Annotated in this window: 16 protein-coding genes; 7 read left to right on the plus strand and 9 right to left on the minus strand. The window is 63.0% G+C overall.

The features are described 5' to 3' along the window. Window positions 1–264 precede the first annotated feature (264 nt). The 7 genes from ABDK06_RS03815 (at window position 265) to ABDK06_RS03845 (ending at window position 8887) form a co-directional block, all read left to right on the plus strand. Window positions 265–951, plus strand: coding sequence for a 3'-5' exonuclease (locus ABDK06_RS03815; protein WP_394939076.1), 687 nt, complete (start codon window positions 265–267; stop codon window positions 949–951). Between the two features lie 253 nt (window positions 952–1204). Continuing rightward, window positions 1205–2131, plus strand: coding sequence for a substrate-binding periplasmic protein (locus ABDK06_RS03820; protein ID WP_394939078.1), 927 nt, complete (start codon window positions 1205–1207; stop codon window positions 2129–2131). Between the two features lie 89 nt (window positions 2132–2220). After that, on the plus strand, window positions 2221–3000 hold the full coding sequence (locus ABDK06_RS03825) for an amino acid ABC transporter permease (RefSeq protein ID WP_394939080.1): 780 nt from the start codon (window positions 2221–2223) through the stop codon (window positions 2998–3000). Then, window positions 2997–3761, plus strand: coding sequence for an amino acid ABC transporter ATP-binding protein (locus ABDK06_RS03830; protein ID WP_394939082.1), 765 nt, complete (start codon window positions 2997–2999; stop codon window positions 3759–3761). The genes ABDK06_RS03825 and ABDK06_RS03830 overlap by 4 nt, the downstream gene beginning before the upstream one ends. Before the next feature lie 350 nt (window positions 3762–4111). Then, on the plus strand, window positions 4112–6028 hold the full coding sequence (locus ABDK06_RS03835) for a hypothetical protein (RefSeq protein ID WP_394939084.1): 1917 nt from the start codon (window positions 4112–4114) through the stop codon (window positions 6026–6028). A gap of 54 nt (window positions 6029–6082) precedes the next feature. Continuing rightward, window positions 6083–8278: a phosphocholine-specific phospholipase C gene (locus tag ABDK06_RS03840; protein WP_394939086.1), complete on the plus strand. Its 2196-nt coding sequence runs from the start codon at window positions 6083–6085 to the stop codon at window positions 8276–8278. 63 nt (window positions 8279–8341) lie between these two features. After that, on the plus strand, window positions 8342–8887 hold the full coding sequence (locus ABDK06_RS03845) for a GNAT family N-acetyltransferase (RefSeq protein WP_394939088.1): 546 nt from the start codon (window positions 8342–8344) through the stop codon (window positions 8885–8887). 58 nt (window positions 8888–8945) lie between these two features. On the opposite strand, the gene hemL is transcribed toward ABDK06_RS03845, so the two are convergent. The 9 genes from hemL to hemE all read right to left on the minus strand — a co-directional run bounded on the left by hemL (window position 8946) and on the right by hemE (window position 18920). Beyond that, window positions 8946–10298, minus strand: coding sequence for a glutamate-1-semialdehyde 2,1-aminomutase (gene hemL, locus ABDK06_RS03850; protein WP_394939090.1), 1353 nt, complete (start codon window positions 10296–10298; stop codon window positions 8946–8948). A gap of 20 nt (window positions 10299–10318) precedes the next feature. After that, complete coding sequence (locus ABDK06_RS03855) at window positions 10319–11437, minus strand: LLM class flavin-dependent oxidoreductase (RefSeq protein WP_394939092.1); 1119 nt, start codon at window positions 11435–11437, stop codon at window positions 10319–10321. After that, window positions 11438–12415: a porphobilinogen synthase gene (gene hemB, locus ABDK06_RS03860; protein WP_394939094.1), complete on the minus strand. Its 978-nt coding sequence runs from the start codon at window positions 12413–12415 to the stop codon at window positions 11438–11440. It lies immediately after the preceding gene. Then, entirely contained in the window at window positions 12412–13362 is a 951-nt protein-coding gene (locus tag ABDK06_RS03865) for a uroporphyrinogen-III synthase (protein ID WP_394939096.1), read from the minus strand. The genes hemB and ABDK06_RS03865 overlap by 4 nt, the downstream gene beginning before the upstream one ends. Before the next feature lie 4 nt (window positions 13363–13366). Further along, window positions 13367–14308 carry a hydroxymethylbilane synthase gene (hemC, locus tag ABDK06_RS03870; protein WP_394939098.1) on the minus strand — a complete coding sequence of 314 codons (942 nt, stop codon included), beginning with the start codon at window positions 14306–14308 and terminating at the stop codon, window positions 13367–13369. Continuing rightward, window positions 14301–15563, minus strand: a complete 1263-nt coding sequence (locus ABDK06_RS03875; protein ID WP_394939100.1) for a ferrochelatase — start codon at window positions 15561–15563, stop codon at window positions 14301–14303. Before ABDK06_RS03875 ends, hemC begins: the two co-directional genes overlap by 8 nt. Beyond that, window positions 15560–16285: a hydrogen peroxide-dependent heme synthase gene (gene hemQ / locus ABDK06_RS03880; protein WP_394939102.1), complete on the minus strand. Its 726-nt coding sequence runs from the start codon at window positions 16283–16285 to the stop codon at window positions 15560–15562. The genes ABDK06_RS03875 and hemQ overlap by 4 nt, the downstream gene beginning before the upstream one ends. 74 nt (window positions 16286–16359) lie before the next feature. Then, window positions 16360–17775, minus strand: coding sequence for a protoporphyrinogen oxidase (gene hemG, locus ABDK06_RS03885; protein WP_394939104.1), 1416 nt, complete (start codon window positions 17773–17775; stop codon window positions 16360–16362). A 71-nt stretch (window positions 17776–17846) separates the two neighbouring features. Next, entirely contained in the window at window positions 17847–18920 is a 1074-nt protein-coding gene (gene hemE / locus ABDK06_RS03890; RefSeq protein ID WP_394939106.1) for a uroporphyrinogen decarboxylase, read from the minus strand. Between the last annotated feature and the right edge of the window lie 65 nt (window positions 18921–18985).

Raw genomic sequence — 18985 nt, forward strand, 5'->3', positions numbered from 1 at the left:
GTTCAGGGGTCCCCACGCCGAGCCCGCGAGCATTCGTTGCTTCCCGCCGGCAAAAAGCCGCCAACGGGCCCCTCACAACTCACTGAGGGGCAGAACGATAGGCGCTATCCAGTTGTCCCACCGAGTGATGCAGTTGTTACCCATGAGGCAAAAATAACTGGACTCCTGCCCCACCAGTAACACTCGATGGGACAACTGGATTAAGAAGCAGGGGGATCAGGGCAGGGGCCGGTTGGCGTCGGTATCGAAGGATAACCTTGACTCATGAGCAACTGGCTAGCAGCGCCGAGGGCGGCTTTCGACGTCGAGACCACCGGACGAGACCCTTTTGACGCCCGGTTGGTCACCGCTTCGATCGTGCTGGTCGATCCGGACGGGAGCATTCTGGAGAGCCATGAATGGCTGGCTGACCCCGGAGTGGAGATTCCCCTGCAGGCGGCGCAGATCCACGGCATCAGCACGGCACGCGCCCAAGCCGAGGGCCGTCCAGTGGCTCAGGTGACCGCCGGCATCCTTGAGGTGCTGGCAGGCTATTTCACCCGGGGCCTCCCAGTCACCGCTTTCAATGCCTCCTACGATTTCACCGTGCTGGCCTTGGAGGCGGCTCGCCACGGCCTGCGCCAGCTCGAAGCCGCGCCGGTCACCGATCCTTTCATCATGGACAAGCAAGTGGACCGCTTCCGCAAGGGCAAGAGGACGCTGGAGGCAAGTTGCCAGCACTACGGAGTGCCGCTGATCGACGCGCACACCTCCGCCGCCGATGCTTTAGCCACGGTTCGGCTGGCCGCGGTGATGATCGAGCAATATCCGGAGTTGCAACTCAACGCCATGGAACTGCACCGGGCACAGATCCGCTGGGCAGCGGAGCAGGCCGCGAGTTTCCAGGAATATCTACGAAGCCAGGGCAAAATTGACGCTGTGATCGATGGCACATGGCCGGTGAAACGGTAGCCGAGCGCGTTACTTAGGTGAAAACTGGGAAATTCCTGTCAATTGCATTGCAATTCAGCACCTTTAGGCTCAGATATTCGGCCCTAGCACTTTTATTACGTTGAAAGTTCGAGGTAAGTCGAGAAAATCCGTTCATGGGATAATTATCTGCAGTTATCTGCGAGCTTTTCTCACCCAGCGCGCCCTCGTGAGCGGCGAGTTCTGGTGATGACTGAAAGTTCGGCGAACATGCTGAGAGAAACGAGATGCACCCATGAAATTGAAGTCACTCACCTGGCTCAAAGCCGCTTCAGTGGCCTCCCTGCTGGCCCTGACGCTCTCCGCTTGCGGAGCGGCTGGCTCATCTTCGAGCGGCAATTCCACGGCTGCCCTGGCCGGCGCCGACCAGGCTTCCACCGATAAGTACACCACCGCAGATGTCACGCCGCTGGATCAGATTGACAAGTCAAAACTGGGTCTCGGTACGGACGGCGTGCTTCGGGTCGGCACTCTCTCAGACGCTCCGCCGAACATCTTCCTCAAGGACGGCGTCTTCACCGGTTTCGATAACGAGTTGCTGCGTGCCATCGCGGCCAAACTCGGGCTGAAGACCGAATTCGTCGCCACCGACTTCGCCGCACTGCTCTCACAGGTGCAGAACAAGCAGTTCGACGTCGGATCCTCGTCCATCTCGACCACTGATAAGCGACGCCAGAACGTCGGCTTCACCAATGGCTATGACTTCGGTTATATGGCCGTCGTGGCGAAGAGCGACTCCGCCATCAAGGGGTTCAAGGATCTCAAAGGTGATGTGCGGATCGGCGTCGTGCAGGGAACCGTGCAGGACGACTACGTGACCAATACCCTCGGACTGGAGCCCGTGCGCTTCCAGGACTACAACACCGTCTTCGCCAATGTGAAGAACGGCCAGGTCGACGCCTGGGTCGCCCCCTCGCAGCAGGCCACCGGGCAGGTCAAGCCCGGTGATGGCACCACCATCGCGGAAAGCGTGATCAACACCCAGAACTTCACCGCCTACGCGGTCAACTCCGAGAACAAGCCGCTCATCGACGCACTCAACTCCGGGCTGGATGCCGTGGTGGCTGACGGTACCTGGAGCAAGCTCGCCAAGCAGTGGTACCCGGACCGGGAGACCCCGAAGACCTGGAAGCCGGGCAGCAAGGCGTCAAAACTCGGCTAAAACCCTGCTTCAAGGCGGTGCGGAACGTCCCTGAGATGTTCCGCACCGCCTTTGCAGCGTTAGCCCGAACTATCTGAAGGACAAGCGGTATGGACGCATTTCAGCAATTCCTCAAAACATTCTTCGATTTCAATGCCATGGCGGAAGTCGCTCCCGAGCTGCTTCTCGTGGGGCTGCCAAACACCCTGATCTTCGCGATCTCCTCGGGAATCCTCGGCACCTTATTCGGGTTGCTGCTCGCGGTGATGGGCATTTCCAAGCATCGTCTGCCCAGATACCTGGCCCGGATCTACACGGATATCTTCCGCGGGCTTCCGGCTGCGCTGATCATGCTGCTGATCGGCATCGGGCTGAGCCCCCTGACCTCTCCGATCCTGGGCAAGAGCCCCTACCCGATGGGCATTCTGGCGCTGTCATTGATGGCCGCCGCGTATATCGGGGAAATCTTTCGCTCCGGCATCCAGAGCGTTGAAAAGGGACAGCTGGAAGCTTCCCGCGCGCTCGGCTTCAGCTACAGTTCCTCGATGCGGCTCGTGGTCATCCCGCAGGGCGTCCGGCGCGTGCTGCCTGCCTTGATGAACCAGTTCATCGCGCTGATCAAAGACTCCTCACTGGTCTTCTTCCTCGGCCTGCTGGCCAGCCAGCGCGAAATCTTCCGGATCGGCAATGACGCCCAGGCCAATTCAGGAAACATCTCCCCGCTGGTGGCCGCTGGAGTGCTCTACCTGATCCTGACCATCCCGCTCACCCATCTGGTCAACTACATCGATAAGCGCCTGCGCACCGGTCGCGCCGAAAAGAACACTGAAAAGAATCAGCCGGAGCAGGGCCAGGCCCCGGTATCAGTTGAAGGGAGCCCGGTGCGATGAGCACGGAAACTCAGACACAAGCTGCCCACCACTACAATGGCGGAACCTTGGAAGGGCGCCAGCTGCACCTCTCCTTCGGAACCAATCACGTGCTGCGCGGCATCGACATCACCGTGCAAAGCGGCACCGCGACCTCAGTGGTAGGCCCCTCAGGTTCAGGAAAATCGACGCTGCTGCGGGTGCTTAACAGGCTCAATGAACCGGATAGCGGCGATATTCTGCTGGACGGCAAATCGGTGTTGAAGGACGATCCCAATCTGCTCCGGCAGCGCATCGGGATGGTCTTCCAGCAGTTCAATCTGTTCCCGCACAAAACCGTGGTGGACAATGTCTCGCTCGCCTTACGCAAAATCCGCAAGCTCTCCAAGGACCAGGCCCGAGAAGAAGCTCTGGTGCAGCTCGATCTGGTCGGTCTGAAGCATCGCGCCGAAGCCAGGCCAGGCAATCTCTCCGGAGGCCAGCAACAACGGGTAGCCATCGCCCGGGCACTCGCGATGAAACCCGAAGTGATGTTCTTCGACGAAGCCACCTCGGCACTGGACCCGGAGCTAGTCAAGGGAATTTTGGCCTTGATGGCCGACCTGGCGAAATCAGGGATGACCATGGTCGTGGTGACCCATGAGATGGGCTTCTCCCGGAGCGTCTCGGATCAGGTGCTCTTTATGGACGCCGGGCTGGTCGTAGAGACCGGAACGCCCGAACAGATCTTCACCGATCCGCAGACGGACCGGTTGAAAGGTTTCCTCTCAGACGTGCTTTAAATCCGCTCGTGCTCGGAGCGGCAGATTGCCGTTCCGAGCATCCAAGAGGCCAGCGGTGTCGGAAATGCCAGTGCCCGGCGATCAGCGCCATCCATCGAGCCGACAAAATCGCGCTGAGTAACCATTCGGTGAAAACCAGATGAATATGCGCTCAAGCCCAGCAGCAAAAAAGCTTGTATTTCCGGGGATCTTTGGTAAACAAGAGCGGTTTAGCTTCAGCATCGATGAGTATATTCAGGGCTGAGGAATGAGCTGAGGCCCTTTGGGGCTCTCGACGTCGGCCCGCGAGTTGACGTCGAGCAGATACGACAAGGCTCAGGCATTCCGATCCGGTGATTTGAGAGGCACTGATGCGTCGCTTTTCCCTAGCCCTGACGACCTTGCTGGTCCTGCTGTCCAGCCTTATTCTGTCCAATCTGATTGCGGAACCAGCCCGGGCAGCCAGTAGCGGCACTTTGCTGCTACAGAATCAAGTGCTCTGGGCCGGAGATGAACTGAAATTCTCCTACACCACGGATTCGCCGGATGCGCTGAACTGGATCGGGCTCTATGACAAGCCCTCCGACGGCCCGAGCGATGAGAAGTATCACGCTCCTTCCACCACCTGGCTGCGCGCGCCCGAAGCTTCCGGAACGCTCAGCATAAGCAGCGCGAAGCTCACCGCTGGCCACGATGTGGTGGCCTATTTCCTGGCCAAAGACGGTTATAGCTGGCTCGCCCCGCCGGTGACCTTCCGGTTGAGCTACCCGAATGCCACCGGCGGCTTAGCGCTCTCGACGCCGAGCCCAGCAGTCGGTGATGGCCTGACCTTCAGCTACCACACGGACCGGCCGAATCCGATGAACTGGATCGGTCTCTACGATCCGGCCAGCGGCGGCCCCAGCGATCAGAAGTTCCATGCCGCCTCCACTACCTGGCTGCGCGCGCCCGAGGCCTCCGGAACCATCACGATCCCTTCCGGTGCACTCAGTGACGGCCACGACGTCGCCGCCTATTTCCTGTATAACGACGGCTACAGCTGGCTCGCCCCGCCGGTGATCTTCCAACTCAAACCGCAGCCTCCTTTTGACGGCGGTCCGAGCGGACCGCACTGGGTCACCGATGCCTTCACCGCTGCACCGGTGAGTCCAGGCTCATCGGTTTCAATTCCTGTTTCCGGCTTGTGGTTCGGCAAAGACGATAAGCCGGTGGCCGCCCCGGTGCTGAGCAAAACCGGAGGGGACGGCTGGCTTTCGCTGGGCAGTGATGGAGTCATCACTGGGACATCCCCTGCCGCGAGGGAAGAGCCTTATCGAATTGAGCTGACAGCAGTCGCCGCGGACGGCACAGCCTCCCCGCTGAGCGTCGATGTTCCGGTCACTCGGCAGCAGCCTCCGCTGAAAACAGCGACTCTCAACGCGTGGGACGGCGGCAGCCATGTGAGCAACCCAGTGGAAAAGCTGGTGAAGACGATCCTCTTGAATCGAATCGATGTGCTGGCCCTTCAGGAATCGTCTGGCCTGGCTGCTAAAGTCGCCGGGCGACTGGGCTGGAACTCAACCGCAGAAACCGCTGGTTCAGCCTTCCTGAGTCATTTTCCGCTACAGAGCATTGCCTCGACGATCAATTCACCGGCTACTAAGTCACCGGCAGCTCGGTCAGCCGCCGTCGAGTTGCCTGCCGCGCACGCCAGCCTAAAAGTCGCGGGCCGGAGCATCTCACTCTGGTCCACCGCGCTGGACGAAACCGCTAGTGGTCCGGTTCTCGCCTGCGGAAAAGATGCACCGAACGCAGCTGGCTTGGTGGCCAAGGAAAAGACCACCCAGCGATACGCGCAGGCTCAGTTGGTGAAAACCGCACTGGCTCCTGAACTGGCCGCTAAAAAACCGCTGATCCTGTTCGGTTCGCTGGCTTCACCGAGCGCTAGTGACTGGACTGCCGCGATCAACCGTTGCGATGTCGGCGCGGTGAATTGGCCGGTTCCCGCCACCTTCAGCAGCGCCGGGCTCAAGGATGCCTTTCGCACCCTGAATCCCGACCCAGCCAGCGAGCCAGGACTCAGCAACGCCGTCGTCGGCAATGCCGCCGTGCCCGACCGGGTCGACTACCTGATGTCGGCCGGACCGTTGCAAGTCCTTGAATCGCACACCCTGGTGGATGGCTTCCCGAAGCCACTGCCGGAGGTGCTGAACAACTCCTGGATCTCCGACCATGCGGCGGTAGTGGCGAGTTTCCAGTTGGGCTGCACCAAGCCCGCTCCGGCGTCCAATCCCCGGAGCTCCCACTAGCCGCTGCCCCTCTTCACCGTTGCTCAACCCGCCGATCAAGAAAGCCCAGAGACTATGAGCAAGCAAAAGCCCGAACACCGCAATCCGAAGATCAGCTGGCCGGAGAAACCGCTGGCGGCGCCCCCCTTGGCCCCCGAGCTGACCCATGACACCGACGTCCCCACTGGAGTCAGCCGACGCTCACTGCTCGCGCTCGGCGCGGCGGCGATCTCCGCCGGGGTCGCCGGAGTGCAAGCGATCCAGCAGGCCTCGCCCGCCGATGCTGCCGTGTCCGGCGCCGCAGTTTCCAGCGCCGCTGGCCCGCAGACCGCCCCGCTGACCGGAACCCTCAAGGACGTCAAGCACGTGGTGATCCTGATGCAGGAGAACCGCTCCTTCGATCACTACTACGGCAGCTTGGCAGGCGTCCGGGGCTTCAGCGATCAGCAGGGCCTCGAGCTGCCTCCCGCAGGGTCGTTCAAAGGTGGCAGCGTCTTCAATCAGCCGGCTGCTTCGCGCTCCGACGGCGGAGCTCTACTGCCTTTCCACCTGGACTCGTCAAAATACAATGCGCAAAACGCCGGAGGGCTGGACCACAGCTGGTCAGGCGGGCATTCGGCCTGGAATAAGGGGGCCTGGAACCGCTGGGTGGACAGCAAATCACCGCAGACCATGGGCTACTTCACTCGGGACGATCTGCCTTACCACTATGCGCTGGCGGATTCCTTTACCATCTGCGATCACTATTTCTGCTCTGTCACCGGCCCCACCACGCCGAACAGGCTCTACCAATGGTCGGGCACCGTCAATGCCGCCGGGGGTAAGGGCGGCCCCGCGATCAGCAACCCGGCGGACTACAACGCGGTCTACTCCTGGGGCACCTACGGCGAGGAACTCGAAAAAGCCGGTAAGAGCTGGAAGACCTACGCCAATGACGAAGTGGGCGATTCAGGTCTGCACCCCTATGTCGGCGACTACGGTGACAACCCGCTGTGGCTGTTCCAGGCCTACCACGACTCGCTGAACTCCTCGGATCCGGCGAAGCGCAAGCTCGCGGAACACGGTGGCTTGCACGATGGCTGGAAAGCCGACTCCGGCAAGGGACTGGACGTCAACTATTTGCTCCGCGATTTCGGTGCGGACTGCGCCGCAGGAACCCTCCCCGAGGTCAGCTATGTGGTGGCGCCCTATGGCTGGTGCGAGCACCCCGCTGCCAGCCCGGATTACGGAGCGCATTTCACCAACGCGGTAGTGCAAGCCATCCTGAGCAACGACCAGACCTGGCGCAACACCGTACTGCTGATCAACTACGACGAGAACGACGGCTATTTCGACCACGTTGTGCCGCCGATGCCGGAAGCCGGGACACCCGATGAATTCGTCCAAGGACTGCCGATCGGCTTGGGCGTCCGAGTGCCTATGACGGTAGTCTCGCCGTGGAGCCGCGGCGGCTGGGTCAATTCACAGGTCTTCGACCACACCTCAGTAATCCGCTTTCTGGAGACCTGGAGCGGAGTGCAGGATAAGAACATCTCAGCCTGGCGGCGTTCCATCTGCGGCGATCTGAGCAGTTGCTTCGACTTCAAGAACCCGGATTTCAAGATCCCTGAGCTGCCGGATACCGCACCGCTGGTGGCTGCCGCTGACGCGGATCGCAGCAAACCAGGCATCAAGATCCCCGCCACAGGGCAGCAGCAAATGCCCTCACAGGAGTCAGGCAAAAAGCACCGGCGGCCTATCCCCTATGCGCAGAATGCCACCATCCAGATCAACCGGGCCACCGGAGTGATCGATGTCTCGCTGAGCAATGAGGGTTCCAGCGCAGTCTCCATGGCGGTCTATCCCAATGTCCGCTTGCCTTTCCAGGCGACTCCTTTCGACGTCGTCAAAGGCAAGCCGCGTAACTACAGCTGGCCCGCCGCGAGCACCGATGGTCGCTACGATCTGAGCGTCTATGGCCCTGATCGCTTCATTCGCAGATTCGCCGGCACCGTGGTCTCCGGGACCGCGACGGATATCCCGCTGCCGCAGGTCAATGCGCAGCTGCTGCCCGGCGGCGGGCTGCGATTGACGCTCTCCAACTCGGGCACCCCCGGGGTCAGGTTCACGCTGCAAGCCAATGACTTCGTGACCCGTCAGGAGGAGATCTGGGTGGCGGGCGGCTCCAACAAAACCGTGGACTGGACCTTGCTCGACGGGTACTACGATGTGATCGTGACCGCAAACACCGGGAATAGCTTCCGCTACCGCTTCGCGGGCAACGCCAGCTGAATCCGCACAGTCAGTTGCGCACAGCTGGCGGCCCTGAATTGATCGTCCTGCTGAAAGGCCGCTTTGAGCCCAGAACCGAAGCCTGAATCTCGGGCTGTCCAGATTGTCCAACTGAATGCCGCTGCGCTGGCGGCTCTGGCCGCGAACGATCTGGAAGCCGCGAACCGGCATTCACCGGTGCCGCTGGGCCCCTTCTTCGTCTCGACGAACCAGGACGCCGGCAGGCAGAACACAGTCTGGCAGCGGCGCAGCCGGCAGATCCTCGAAGATCCCGCCTCTGCCGGGTGGATCACCGGAGTGATCTGGGACGTCGAACGCCAGCTTGCGGTGGGCCGTGCCGGTTATCATGGCCCGCCGGACGAACACGGCATGGTGGAGGTTGGCTACGAGATCGACGTCGAATTGCGGCGCCAGGGCTACGCCCGAGCCGCTTTCGAAAAGCTTCTGCAAAGAGCTCGGGAAGAGCCCGAGGTCCGGGTACTCCGGGCAACTATCGCTCCGGAGAACGAAGCCTCCTACCGGTTAGTGAGCCAGTACGGCTTAGTGAAAGTCGGCGAGCAATGGGACGAAGAAGATGGCCTGGAGATCGTTTACGAGTTAGAACTCTGAAGGACCTCTGGCTGCTGGATGACCGCCGAGGGTGAGTCACTCGGATGCCTGAAACCCGCTAAGCAGCCAGCGCCGATGCCGCAGCCTCAGCGGCTGCCGGGAGCGCCTCAATAATCCGGTTCATCGCGGCATCGTCGTGCGCCGCCGAGAGGAACCAGGCTTCGAACACCGAGGGCGGTAAGTACACTCCGGAGTCGAGCATGGAGTGGAAGAACGGCGCGTAGCGGAAGGCCTGCTGGCTCTGGGCCTGGGCATAGTCCCGCACCTCTGAGACGCCGAAAGCAACCGAGAAGAGATTGCCAGCCCGCTGGATCGAATGCTGCACACCCACCGCGTCCAGAGCTTCAGAAAGCGCACTGGAAAGCTGCAAGGAGCGAGCGTCCACGGTGGCATAGACCTCCGCGGTCGCCGCTTTGAGCGTCGCCACTCCGGCCGCCATCGCCACCGGGTTCCCACTCAGTGTCCCTGCCTGATAGACCGGGCCGAGCGGAGCCAAGTACTCCATCACGTCGGCCCGTCCCCCGAGTGCGGCAGTGGGCAGTCCGCCGCCGATCACTTTGCCGAAGGTGAGCAGATCCGGCGTCCAACCGCCCTCCTCGGCGCTGCTCAAGCCCCAGTAGCCAGCTGGACCGACCCGGAACCCGGTGAGCACTTCGTCGAGGATCAGTAACGCGCCGTGTTCCTGGGTGATCTCGGCCAGCCCGGCATTGAAACCCGCAGCCGGAGTCACCACGCCCATATTCGCCGGAGCCGCCTCGGTGATCACCGCGGCGATCCGCGGGCCGTGCACCGCAAAGACCTCGCGCACGGCGTCCAGATCGTTATAGGGCAGCACCAGGGTCTCCGCGGCGGTGGCCGCCGTCACCCCAGCTGAGCCCGGCATTGCCAGCGTGGCCAAACCTGAGCCAGCCGCGGCCAGCAGGCCGTCCACGTGGCCGTGATAGCAGCCCGCGAACTTCACCACCAGCTCGCGCCCGGTGAAGCCCCGGGCCAGCCGCACCGCCGTCATGGTCGCCTCGGTGCCGGTGGAGACCATCCGGAGCCTTTCGACGGCGGAGACCCGCCCCCGGACCAGCTCAGCGAGTTCGGCTTCATCGGGAGTGGAAGCGCCGAAGGAGAGTCCGCGATCCACCGCGGCGTGCACCGCGGCCAGCACCTCGGGGTGCGCGTGCCCCAGCAGCGCGGGGCCCCAGGAACAGACCAGATCGACGTAGTCCCGGCCGTCGGCGTCGTGCAGATAGGCACCTCGCGCCGACGTGATGAACCTCGGAGTACCGCCGACCGAGCCAAAGGCGCGCACCGGGGAGTTCACCCCGCCGGGCATCAGGGTCTGGGCACGGGCGAAAAGCTCTGCTGAACTGGTCGTAGGAGTTTTGGTCGTAGAAGTTTTGGTCGTAGAAGTTCTGCTCATGGGTGTTCTGTGTCCTTCTTCTATTTCGGCTCTGGGCGGGGCGAATCCGCGGCTAGTAGCTCGGCGACCCGGGGTGCCACCTGGCTGCCGAAGAGCTCGATTGAGCGCATCATGGCTTGGTGCGGCAAGGTGCCGTTGCTGTACTTCAGATCGAAGCGATCGACACCAAGATTCCGTTTCAGCAGCGCGATCTTCTGCGCCACTGTTTCCGGGGAACCGACATAGAGCGCGCCTTCCGGGCCGCACATCTCCTCGAAATCCGCCCGGCTGCCCGGGCCCCAGCCGCGTTCCGCGCCGATCTTGTTCCGGCTGAGGATCCAGTGCGGGAAGAACTCATCCCGCGCCTGCTGGTCGGTCTGTGCCAGATATCCCGGCGAGTGAGTGGCGATTTGCTGCATCGGGTGACCGTATTTGCTCATCGCCTCCCGGTAGAGCTCCACCAGAGGGGCGAAGGCCCGAGGCTGACCGCCGATGATGGCGAAGATGATCGGGTAACCGTAATGCGCGCAGCGAATCACCGATTCAGGCGTGCCGCCGACGCCGATCCAGGTCGGCAATAGATGCTTCTCCAGGGTCGGGTAGGCTTTCAGACCGCTGATCCCCGGCCTGCTCCGGCCTTCCCAGTGCATCGGCTTCTGCGAACGGGCCTGGTCGAAGAGCTCTAGCTTCTCTTCGAAGAGCAACTCGTAATCGTCCAGGTCGAGGCCGAAGAGCGGGAAGGATTCAATAAAGGAACCCCGCCCCAGCATCACCTCAGCCCGGCCATCGGAGAGCGCATCGACGGTGGAGAAACGCTGGAAGACCCGAATTGGATCATCCGAGCTCAAAACCGTGACGGCGGAGCCCAGCCGGATCCGCTCGGTACGGGCTGCCGCAGCAGCCAAGAAGACCTCAGGGGCTGAAACCGCGAAATCCGCCCGGTGGTGCTCCCCCACCCCAAAGGACTGCAGGCCCAGGGCATCAGCCAATTCGGCTTGCTCCAGTAACTGCCGGAGCACCTGGGCGGCGGGCAGCGGCTGACCCTGCTCATCGAGCCCGATATCGCCGAAGGTGTTCAGCCCGAGCAGGATCTGATCCGCGGCCACGGGCGCGGTGGGGTTCACCGGCACATTCGTCTCCTCTGTCATCTCGTTGGTCATCTACTCAGCCAGCCATTCGGCCAGTTCAACGGCCCAGTAAGTGAGGATCGAATCGGCTCCGGCGCGCTTGATGCTCAGCACGGATTCCTGAATCGCCGCCCGGCGGTCGATCCAGCCATTGGCCGCGGCTGCCTCGATCATCGCGTACTCACCGGAGATCTGGTAGGCAGCAACCGGCACCGGCGACATTGCGGCAACATCGGCCAAGATGTCCAGGTAGCTCATCGCCGGTTTCACCATCACCAGATCGGCACCCTCTTCGAGGTCCAGCTCAACCTCCAGAAGTGCCTCACGCCGATTGGCGGCATCCATCTGGTAGGTTCGGCGGTCTCCCTTGAGGCTCGAATCGACGGCGTCCCGGAAGGGACCGTAGAAGGCCGAGGCGTACTTCGCGGCGTAGGCCAGCACTCCGGTCTCCTGGAATCCGGCGGCGTCCAGAGCCTGACGGATCACCGCAACTTGTCCGTCCATCATGCCGGAAGGTCCGAGCAGATGCGCTCCGGCCTGAGCCTGGGCCACGGCCATCTGCGCATAGATCTCCAGGCTCGCGTCGTTGTCCACCCGGCCTTGATCATCCAGCACGCCGCAGTGGCCGTGATCGGTGAACTCGTCAAGGCAGAGATCGCTCATCACCACGATCTCTTCGCCGACTTCGGCTCGGACTTCGCGGATCGACCGGTTCAGGATGCCGTTTTCCTCGAGCGCCGCGCTGCCCACCGCATCGCGCTCGGCGGGAATCCCGAACAGCATGATGCCGCCGAGGCCGAGCTCAGCCGCTCGAGCGGCGGCCCGGCGCAACGAGTCGGAGCTGTGCTGCACCACTCCGGGCATTGAAGCGATCGGCTGAGGCTCGCTGAGCGTTTCCTTGACGAAGAGCGGCAGAATCAGATCGGCGGGGTGCACCCGGTATTCAGCCGCGAGACGCCGCATCGCTGGGGTGCTTCGCAGCCGTCGCGGCCGATGCGAGGGGAAACTCATTCTTGATTCCTTCCGGTCATGCTGCTATTTCGGCCGGTGCCAGTTCGGCCAGTGTCAATTCGGTCAGTGCCAGTTCGGTAGATACCCTGCAAAGCCTGAACGATCCCCTGGGGCGTCGGTTGCTCGGCGGTTGCCGCCACTTCGATGCCTTCCGCCAGGGCTTGGTGCGCGGTGGGCTGCCCGATCGCGATGAAGGCGGTGCTTCCCAGCGGCGCCAAGGTCTGCGCGATCCGGCTGGCAGCGCTCGGTGAGGCAGCCACCACGGCGTGCAGGCGTCCCTCGTCGATCCGGATTCTCGCCTCCGACAAGGAGAGCACCCGGACCTGCGGCTCGGGGAGCCCCACGGCGAGGTCGGTCACCAGCCGATTGCTCGCCGGATAGTCAACGGTACGGTAAGCGGTGCTGACGGTGAGCTCTGCTCCGGCAGCCCGCAGCCCGTCGGCCAAAGCTGACCCGGCGATATCGGACTGCGGCAACCAGACTCGGGCACCACCGAGCTCCGGCAGGATGGCGACCAGCCCGGCTGCGGACTGGCTACCTTGGGGAGCCAGCGTGACCTCGATGCCCTCCTGCTCGAGCACCCGGCGTGAGGACGGGCCGATGGTCGCCACTTTGGTGCTCGGCGGAATCAAAGAACTGAGCGGCACACCCCGCTGCTGAGCGGCGTTCTTCAAGGCGCGGACCGTAGTGATCGAAGAAACCACCAGCCAGTCGTACCCCCCTGTCTGCAAAGCGTCGACCGAGAATTCAACGGTCTCGAAGTCGATCAAGGGCAGCAGCAGAGGTTCTGCCCCGGCCTCTCTTAGGGCCTCGACCAGAACCGCCGAACGATCCGGACTGCGGGTCACCAGAACCGAGAGTCCTGACGGCAGCTTCGCCTCGAACTGAGCCGAAGCGATTTGCTGATTCGGATCAGCGTGCGAGGGCTGCGGCGTTCCGGTGCGCATCGGATCAGATCAATTCGGCGGCGCCATCGGCGAGCATCGCTTCGGCCAGCTCGATGCCGAGCAGGGTGGCAGCCACCTCGGTGAGGCCGTCGGTGGCCTTGACCTGGCGGATAATACGGCTGCCATCGACAGCGCAGACGCAGGCCTCAAGCCGCAGCACGCTGCCCTGCACCGTATCGTCCTGCACTGTATCGTCCTGCACCGTGGCCAGCGCACCCACCGGCGCACTGCAACCGGCTTCCAGCCTGGCCAGCAGGGCCCGTTCGGCGGTGACCGCCAAGCGGCTATTGACGTCGTCCAAAGCGGCGAGCGCGGCGCCGAGCGCGGTTGGCACGTCGTGGGCCACTTCGAGTGCGAGCGCTCCCTGCCCGGGGGCTGGCAACATCACTTCGGCGTCGAAGAGCTCAGAGATCGCCACCGAGCGGCCGATCCGGCCCAGCCCGGCGGCGGCGAGCACCACGGCGTCCAGATCTTTTTCCAGTCGGCTCAGCCGGGTGTCCACATTGCCGCGGATATCGACGACTTCGAGATCGGCTCGGGCAGCCCGCAATTGAGCCGCCCGACGGGGTGAGCCGGTGCCAACCTTCGCACCGTCCGGCAGCTCGCTCAGCGTCCGGTGAGAGCGCGCGCAGAGCGCATCCCGGACGTCGGCACGCAGCGGGATCGCCCCCAGCCGCAAGCCAGGAGCCGCCGCAGTAGGCAGATCCTTCAAGGAGTGCACCGCGAGATCGATGCGGCCGCTGAGCAGCGCCTCACGCAGTGCGGTGACGAAGACCCCAGTGCCGCCCATCTGAGACAACGGACCGGTCAGCACATCACCATCGGTGCGGATCTCCACGAGTTCGACGTCGAAGCCGCCGATCGCCGAAAGCTGGTCCGCCACTTGCTGAGACTGGGTGCGGGCGAGTTGCGAGCCGCGAGTTCCCAGCCGGAAGACCTCAGGCACCGGCCACCGATCCGACGGTGGTATCCGCTCCCGCAATGGTCGGCTTCTCACCGCGGAAATTGGCGCAGCAACCCGGGCGGCAGATGTCGTACCAAGGCCCCAGCGGGGTCATTGCGGGGCGGTCCGCGATATTGTTCGAAACGGTCCGCTCGCAGATCAAATCCACTAAGCCGGAAACGAATTTCTGATGAGTCCCCGGAGTCGGCACCCGGTCAAAGGCCAGATTGAGCCGCTCCGCGGTTTCCTTGGCTTCGGTGTCCAGATCCCAGACCACTTCCATATGGTCGCTGACGAAACCCAGCGGCACCACGACGACGCCGCGCACGCCTTGGGCGGCCAGCTCTTCCATGGCGTCGCTGATATCGGGTTCCAGCCAGGGCACGTGCGGTGCACCGGAGCGAGACTGGTAGACCAATGACCACTGAGTGCCGCTCTCAGTCTTTTGGTCATCTTGGCCGTTCTCATCGTTCGCACCAGCGGAATCACCAGCCGCGTCGACCCGCGCGATCACCGCGGCGGCAGCAGCTAGGTGCTGTGCCACATAGGCCGAGCCTTCGGCGAATTCGCGAGGTTCTTCGGTTGAGTTGCCAGCTGCCTCGGCGTCCCGGGTCGGAATCGAGTGGGTGGCGAAGAGCACATGGACTTTCTCGCCAGCGGCCAACTCGCCACGGACTTTGGCCAAGCCCGCCGCGGTGCCTTCGATGAAAGGCTCCACGAAGCCAGGGTGGTCAAAGTACTGACGGATTTTATCCACTTCGAGCTTACCGTCGAGACCGGTCTCCACCAGGGCCATGCCGAGGTCTTCGCGGTACTGCCGGCAGGAGGAATAACAGGAATAGGCGCTCGTGGTGACGGTCAGCAGCTTGCGATAGCCGGCGTCATAAGCCTCTTGCAGGACCTCTGGAATATAAGGATCCCAGTTGCGATTTCCCCAAAGCACAGGAAGGTCGATATTGCGCTTCGCGAGCTCGGCTTCCAATGCGGCCTTCAGGGCCCGGTTCTGCTCGTTGATCGGGCTGATCCCACCGAAGGCGCGGTAGTGATGTGAGACCTCTTCGAGGCGCTCATCCGGGATGCCGCGACCACGGGTGACGTTCCGCAGAAAAGGAATGACGTCGTCCTGCCCCTCCGGGCCGCCGAAGGAGGCGAGCAGGATCGCGTCGTACTCTTTGGGAGCCATCCGGCCGCGCTCGGTTACCGGGTTGACGGCATTGGCGTTAGCCTCGGTGGTCAGACTCATCGCAGAGCTGTTCATCGCAGTACCTCAGCGATCTCAGCAGCGTTGATCCGCCGCCCGGTGTAGAAGGGGACTTCTTCGCGGACGTGCATCCGGGCGTCGGTGGCTCGCAGATGCCGCATCAGATCGACCAGTTCCAGCACATCATCAGCTTCCAGGCCGAGCAGCCATTCCCAGTCGCCGAGCGCGAAGGAGGACACCGTATTGGCCAGCACTCCGGGAAAATCACGGCCCATCAAACCGTGTTCGCGGAGCATTCGGCCGCGTTCTTCGTCGGGCAGGATGTACCACTCATAGGAGCGCACGAACGGGTAGACACAGAGCCACTGCTTTGGTTCCAGCCCGGGGCGCATATAGCTGGGGATGTGACTCTTGGCGAATTCGGCTTCGCGGTGCACCCCCATCGCCGACCAGGCGATCTCGGTATTGGCGAAGAGCTCGCTGCGACGCAGCTCGCGGACGGCCTGCTGCAAGCCTTCCGCAGTGGGACCGACAAGCCACAGCATGACATCAGCGTCATTGCGCATCGCGGAGACGTCGTAGCTGCCGCGCAACGTGATGCTCTGCTCGGCGAGCTGCTCAAGGAGCGCTTCAAAAGCAAGGGCTTTATCTTCATCGTTTCCCGCAGTCGGCTGGTCGACTCGCTTCACCACGGTCCACAGCGTGAAAGGGGTCTGTGAGGGGTCAACGACGTCAAACGCGGTTGTTTTACTGACAGATTCAGCCAAAGTGTCGCTCATATCTAACAGTCTGCTCCTTGAAGGGAATGATTACCAAAATGAAATACTTCTACGACACGTAGAAGTTACTAAGATCACACCAGGTTCCGCGCTTGTGCCTGAGCATCGGCGATCACGGAGACCAGCCCATTCCCGGCCAGCCAGGCGCCGGTCACCACAAGGCCGTCGATCTTCGCGGCCGCTGCGCGCAGCGCGTCGATCTTGGTCTGTTGACCGAGGCTGGCATTGGAAACGGCACTGCGCCAGCGCACCAGATCCCAGTCCAGCACATCGTCGGCCTGCACCGTGACACCGAGCAGAGCACTCGCGTCCTGCAGGGCCTGGGTCAGCCCTGGTTCGCCTTCGGCCAAGGCCTCTTCCGGGTAGGAAAGCCGCAGCACATGCGTCCCCGGCCCTTCCTCATCGGCCAGCCAGGGCCATTTCGCGGTGGCGTGGGTGAGCGCTTTAGCCTTGATCTCGGCGAGCTGCGGAGCGACCAGGACGCCGGTGCCGCGCGGCATGGCGTCGAGCTCGGGCAGATCCACCACAATGGTCAGCAGCGCGATTTCACGGCCTTGCACGCTCGAGGCATCGGGCTGAGCGAAATCCGCGGCTTCGACCAGCACTCCCTCCAAGAGCCCTACCGCAGCACTGGCCTCGGTGGCGAGCACCACCTTATCCACCTCCAAGAGGCCCTCAGGGGTGGTCACATGCCAGGCCGTACCGGTTCGCTTGAGGCCCAGAGCAGGAGTGTTCACGTTCAGTTCGACGCCGAGTTCATCGAGTTCAGTGCGCAGCGCCTGGGCGATCTGATAGACCCCACCACGCAGGCCACCGATCGCAGAACCAGGTTTTTTCGATTTCTTTCCCGAGTTCTTGGCCTTGATCGCGGTGACCGCCGCGGAGAGCGAACCATGCTCGCGGAGGGCATCCCTCAGACCGGGCACCGCCAGATCCGGGTCCAACTCTTCCGGGCTCACCGAATAGACGCCGCCCACCACGGGAGCCAGCAGCCGGTCAACGACACGCTGACCCATCCGGGCCCGCACCATATCGGCCAGGCTGCGAGATTTCACCCCGACACCCTTGGGCAGATTGACATCTAATTTAGCGCGCAGCGTACCGCTGCGACCGAGGATTTCGCGAAGCTCCGGAGCATCCAGATCGAGTGGAATCCCGAGGACCCCCTTGGGCAGCGACGAGGTACGGGCTTGGCCCTTGCTATTCGCATAGGCCAGCCAGGCGCCGACCGGATTCGGCTCGACCAATTGCTCGGTCAGTCCCAATTGCGAGGCGAGCTCCTCAAAGGCCTTGCTGCGTTTCGCATAGCTCTCAGCTCCGGCGTCGAGCACGAGGCCACCGACTTCATGAGCCGCCACGGCTCCACCGACCTGCCCAGTAGCTTCCAGCAGGGTCACCGAGACGCCAGCGTGCGCCAGCTCTCTAGCCGCGACCAGCCCGGCCATGCCACCGCCGATGACGACCGCCGTCGAGCGCTGTTCTTCAGTCATCCCTGCTCTCCTGCCCATCTGTCACCCGGCACGGTGCACCGGCTCGCTGTTCTGCGCTGAATCGCTGTGTACTAGTTATCACTGTGTACTAGTTCAACGATACGGCTCAGCACCGTCGGATCGGTCTGCGGCGGAACGCCGTGACCCAGATTCACCACGTGACCGGGTGCGCTCCGCCCACGGCGCAGCACGTCTCGAACGTGTGCTTCCAAGACCTCCCACGGCGCCTCAAGCAGTGCAGGATCAATATTTCCCTGCAATGGGGTCCTGCCGCCGAGCCGCCGGTTGGCTTCATCGAGCGGAAGCCGGTAATCGACGCCGATCACATCAACTCCGACATCGCGCATCGCGGGCAGCAACTCGGAGGTTCCGGTGCCGAAGTGCACCAGCGGCGCACCGAGCCCGCGCACCTGGTCGAGGGCCCGTCGGGAGGCCTCTGCAACGTGATTCTGGTAGTCCTGCACACCGAGCGAACCGGCCCAGGAGTCGAAGAGCTGAGCAGCGCTCGCACCGGCTTCGAGCTGCGCTTTGAGGAACCGTCCCGAAGCATCCGCGGCCCAGTTCGCCAGCGCCTGCCAAGTCTGCGGGTCAGCGTGCATCATGCTGCGTGGCCCCAGGTGATCACGCGAGGGCTTGCCCTCCACCATGTAGGCAGCAAGCGTGAAAGGAGCACCGGCGAAGCCGATCAACGGAGTAGCACCCAGCTGCTCTACGGTGAGGGCCACCGCGTCGCGGATCGGTTGCAGGGCCTCCTCGGTGAGCACCGGCAGGGCCTGGACGTCGGCCAGGCTGCGGATCGGGCGGTCCAGCACCGGGCCGACGCCGGGCACGATATCCACTGCCACGCCCGCCAGCTTGAGCGGGATGACGATATCGGAGAAGAAGATCGCGGCGTCCACATCGTGCCGTCGCACCGGCTGCAGAGTGATCTCACTGGCCAGCTCCGGGCGCAGGCAGGAATCCAGCATGGAGATGCCTTCACGGGCCTTACGGTACTCAGGCAGGGAGCGCCCCGCCTGGCGCATGAACCAGATCGGAGTGCGGCTGGCCGAAGCGCTCTTGGGCACACGCCCACGATAGGCGGCGATCAGCGGAGAATCACCGGTGCGTCCGTCGTTCAGGGGATGGCTGGATTGCAGCGTCATACAGTCGATTCTGCCTTTTAGCGGGGCGCTCAGATAGCGACACCCTGTCAATTTTCTACTGAGGT

This window comes from Psychromicrobium ferritrahens (assembly GCF_043789415.1).
In the GTDB taxonomy this organism is placed as follows: domain Bacteria; phylum Actinomycetota; class Actinomycetes; order Actinomycetales; family Micrococcaceae; genus Renibacterium.